The sequence below is a fragment of the Moraxella sp. CTOTU48717 genome (assembly GCF_032057165.1).
Taxonomy (GTDB): domain Bacteria; phylum Pseudomonadota; class Gammaproteobacteria; order Pseudomonadales; family Moraxellaceae; genus Faucicola; species Faucicola tetraodonis.
In genome coordinates, this window is record NZ_DAMBBC010000022.1 from 32455 (window position 1) to 36230 (window position 3776).

Genomic DNA, 3776 nt, shown 5'->3' on the forward strand with positions numbered 1-3776 from the left:
ATATGTGGACACTCATTTACATATATGTGGACACTCATTTACATATATGTGGACAAAAATATATTTGACTATATATTGAACTTTTGATATGTTGACAATTCAAATTATAAGTAATGATGAAATTAAAATGTCTAATCCAAAAAATAATCAAAATATTTCCAAACAAAACGAATTAGACCTTTCACTCAAGAATAAGCAAAAAGTATCGCCTAAATCTAATCAAAATCTTGTCGTTAAATCAAATCGTTTGAATGAAGCCTTGCAAACATTAAGCTTGCCAGAACTTAGAATTATTCAGCTTGGCATCGTCGATGCCAGAGAGACAGGGACAGGATTACACACAGATAAACCATTAAGAATTGATGGTAAGCGTTATTCTGAAATATTTAATACGACCTTGCAGAATGGTTATATTTTAATGAAACAAGCGGAAGAGACACTTTTTAATCGCAGATTTAGTTTTATTAATAAGGAAGGTAATATTGTAAAAAGCCGTTGGATTCAGCAGATTGAGTATTTAGGTAGCCAAGGAGCTATAAATATTTGTTTTACAAAGGCGGTTGTAGAAGCAATTACTCGCATTGATGGCTTTGAGGATTTTTTTACACAATATTATCTTGAACAGACTGCACAATTAAAAAGTGTTTACTCTGTACGATTATATGAATTACTTGTTCAGTGGAAAGTAGCTGGTAAAACTAAATTATTTGAAGTACAAACTTTCCGTAGTCAAATGGGGGTTGAAGATAGCGAATATAAAATTTTGGCAGACTTTAAAAAGCGTGTTCTAATGCCTTCTATCAAGGAAATTAATGATAAGACAGATTTGTTAGTAGATTTTCAACAACAAAAGAAAGGGCGGACTGTTATAGGGTTTAAATTTTCTGTAGGGCTAAAAGAACGTCAATTAGCCAATGATATAAACATAAAAACGGTAAACCATTGTGTATCAGAGCAGTCCAGTAAAAAAAATCATCCTAGCTGGGTAGTAAAAGGTTTGACTGATAGTCAAATCAATAAAATTGCCATTTACGCTGAAGAATTTACCAGTGCCAATAGCAAATTTATGTCTCCGAGTTTTCGAGGTGGCTACAAAGAACTTATCGATAGTTGGAGACCTATGCTAAAAGACCCTGAAAAAGTGAATGACTTTCAGAAAATTCAGGAGTTACTTGAACGAAAAGTAACATAACAATAAATTTTTAATAAACTTACAGTACGTGTATTTTTAGTTTATTTTAGTGCTACTAATAATGTTTTTTAAAATTAAAATAAATGTTTTTATTAATCGTCTGAGATGATGAACAGATCGTTTGGCGTGCAATCAAGTAGCTTACATAGCTTTTCAATGGAATCAAAATCAATGCGAGTGGCTTCATTGTTATAAAGTCGATATAGAGTTGAGCGAGCCAAATCAGTTCGTTTTTCTGCATCGCTCACTCGCATTCCTTTTTGAGCAAATAATACGGGTAAGTTAAGTTTTATCATAAAATTCCTATATGTAAATAAAAATTTATTGCAAGTAGAAAATAATTCAGGTAGTATGTCCTACATATAGAAAATATTTTACTTTAAATAGAAATTATATTTTTATATATAGGTAATGAATTGGCATTATTTTAACATATTTTGTGGCAGGACAGTCGCAACTTTGAATATTCTTTCAACCATGAATTAAATCATAAGGAGTTTTTCATGCTAGGTGTCAATGCAAAAAATTTAAACAAAATGTTAAAAGCCCAAAAACAAATCAGCCAACAAGCTAATCGCTTATCTAACCGATTAATCAGAGAGTTAGAAGTGCAAAATGGCTTTGGTCTTGCAAACTTTTTAGAAGTTGATAGCAATTTCGATAATTTTACCGCTATTCGAGCTTGGGTACAAAGACAGATGAATAAGGGTTTTGGTAATGATTCGCTAGATTTTGACGAGTTGAAGCGCCAACTTTTTGAATTAATACCTGAAGGGACATAAATCAAAGTTCATTTTAAAATTTATAATACCTGTATTTTAATCTTTAAATACAGGTATTTTTATTTTATAAAATATTTATATTTGGCTAATTATTCACTTACTATAATCTTTTTCTTGATGTAAAATACCTTAAAAATAGGAGATTAAAAAATGGCAGTAATTTTTACTATCGCCAATCGTAAGGGCGGTGTTGGGAAAACAACTTTAGCCACCAATTTAGCAGTCGCTTTAAGTAACAAAGGGAAAATGTTATTGGTGGATGCTGATGAACAACGTTCAGCGCATCAATGGAATGAGCATCGACAAAACAAACTAGATGCTATTACGATTCATGAAAACTTACTCGATACACTTGAACCTTTAAATGAGAAGTATGATTTTATTTTGATTGATGTTGCGGGTCGAGATTCAGAGATTTTTCGAGAAGCACTATTGGTATCAGATAAAATTATCGTACCAACCCAAGCAAGTTTATTGGACTTGGAAGTCATTCCTTACATTGCTGATAAAATTAAAGAGGCTCAGGAAAAAAATCCATTACTCAAAGCTTCAGTTGTTATTAATAAGGCTTCAGCTAACCCCAAGAACAATGAAGTTGCTCAAGCCAAGGAATATCTAGCAGATTATCCTATTTTTAAACTTGTTAAAACAGTCATTCATGATCGTAAGCAGTTTAGAGATGCAATTATTGAAAGTCGCTCGGTATCAGAAATGGGAAGTAGTAAAGCAAAAGATGAATTAAATGAGTTTTTGATAGAGGTGCTATAAATGAGCGAAAATCGATTTAAACGAGCCCGTGAGCAAGTAGATTTTGTACAAGATGTTAATTCTGATACGCAAGACACCATAAAGGCAGTCGAGAAGGTTATAACTCGCAATAAAAATGAAGTAGTTATTGAGCCAAATAGCCTTACGCCCAAACAACGCTCTCGCACCAGACATGGGCGTAATATCTCTGTGCCATTGTATGTTGAAGAATTGGAGATTATCGAAGCAACGGTCGGTAAATTATCTGAACAGCATGAGGTTTCTGTTAGTAACTTTATTCGTCAAGCCCTGTTAAATCGTTGCCAAGAAATCTTGGGACAAAATGAATATGAAAAACTCAATGCGGTAAAAAGGAATGTCGTAAAATAAAAACATATAAAATAATCTTGTATTGAGATAAAAATACAGGTATTTTATATTTAAAATACGTGTTTAATAAATGTTTTATTTTTTATTTCCCTTTTTTGGCATCTTGCACCACCTTATAAACCGTTACCCAATTCACCCCAAATTGCTTAGCAATATTCGTTGTTGAATTTTGGCGGTCGCTCATCAACTGGCGAATCATCTGTTTCTCTGACTCTTTTAATTTCTCAGGTCATCCATCCATTCGCCCCTTGATCGAGCAGACAATAATCCTGCTTGGGTACGCTCTCGGATCAGCTCCCTTTCAAATTCTGCTAAGGAAGCAAATAAATAAAAGGTCAATTTACCAGAAGTCGTACTGGTATCAAACTTTCTTTAATCGACACCAACTCACAATCCATCTCTCGCAATTGGGTGACGATATTAGGGGTTGGCACAGAATTCGGATCATATAGCACGCTAAGGAATTTTGTCGAATTTTGTTACAACAAAGCGTCTATTACTTACGTAACAATCCCACGAAAAACAATTGTTTTTCGTGATTTTGTAAATCAGCGCCAATTAGGCGCTTTTTTATTAGGTTTATTTCACGATAAAGCCAAATAAATCTAAATATGATAAGATGGGGTAATTATCTTTTATCGTGAGAATTTTACCATGAGTTTAAT

The 3776-nt window shown here is 33.0% G+C and carries 6 protein-coding genes; 4 read left to right on the forward strand and 2 right to left on the reverse strand.

Going from position 1 to position 3776, the window contains the following annotated elements; translation table 11 throughout:
- The first annotated feature begins 88 nt into the window (after positions 1-88).
- Positions 89-1192 (forward strand): replication initiation protein RepM, encoded by a 1104-nt coding sequence (repM, locus tag RT084_RS11030; protein ID WP_313100045.1) that lies wholly within the window; start codon positions 89-91, stop codon positions 1190-1192.
- A gap of 92 nt (positions 1193-1284) precedes the next feature.
- Here repM and RT084_RS11035 read toward each other — a convergent pair whose 3' ends face one another.
- The gene (locus RT084_RS11035) at positions 1285-1488 is read right to left on the reverse strand and encodes a helix-turn-helix domain-containing protein (RefSeq protein ID WP_100271396.1); all 204 of its coding nucleotides are present in this window, start codon (positions 1486-1488) and stop codon (positions 1285-1287) included.
- 207 nt (positions 1489-1695) lie between these two features.
- On the opposite strand from RT084_RS11035, the gene RT084_RS11040 reads away from it, so the two are divergent.
- The 3 genes from RT084_RS11040 to RT084_RS11050 all read left to right on the forward strand — a co-directional run bounded on the left by RT084_RS11040 (position 1696) and on the right by RT084_RS11050 (position 3111).
- A complete protein-coding gene (locus tag RT084_RS11040; RefSeq protein ID WP_313100048.1) occupies positions 1696-1974 on the forward strand; it encodes a hypothetical protein in 279 nt (92 codons plus the stop codon).
- A 150-nt stretch (positions 1975-2124) separates the two neighbouring features.
- Positions 2125-2742, forward strand: a complete 618-nt coding sequence (locus RT084_RS11045) for an AAA family ATPase (protein ID WP_036596842.1) — start codon at positions 2125-2127, stop codon at positions 2740-2742.
- A complete protein-coding gene (locus RT084_RS11050; protein ID WP_313100051.1) occupies positions 2743-3111 on the forward strand; it encodes a hypothetical protein in 369 nt (122 codons plus the stop codon).
- Between the two features lie 216 nt (positions 3112-3327).
- Here RT084_RS11050 and RT084_RS11055 read toward each other — a convergent pair whose 3' ends face one another.
- Positions 3328-3450: a recombinase family protein gene (locus RT084_RS11055; RefSeq protein WP_313100053.1), complete on the reverse strand. Its 123-nt coding sequence runs from the start codon at positions 3448-3450 to the stop codon at positions 3328-3330.
- Positions 3451-3776 lie beyond the last annotated feature (326 nt).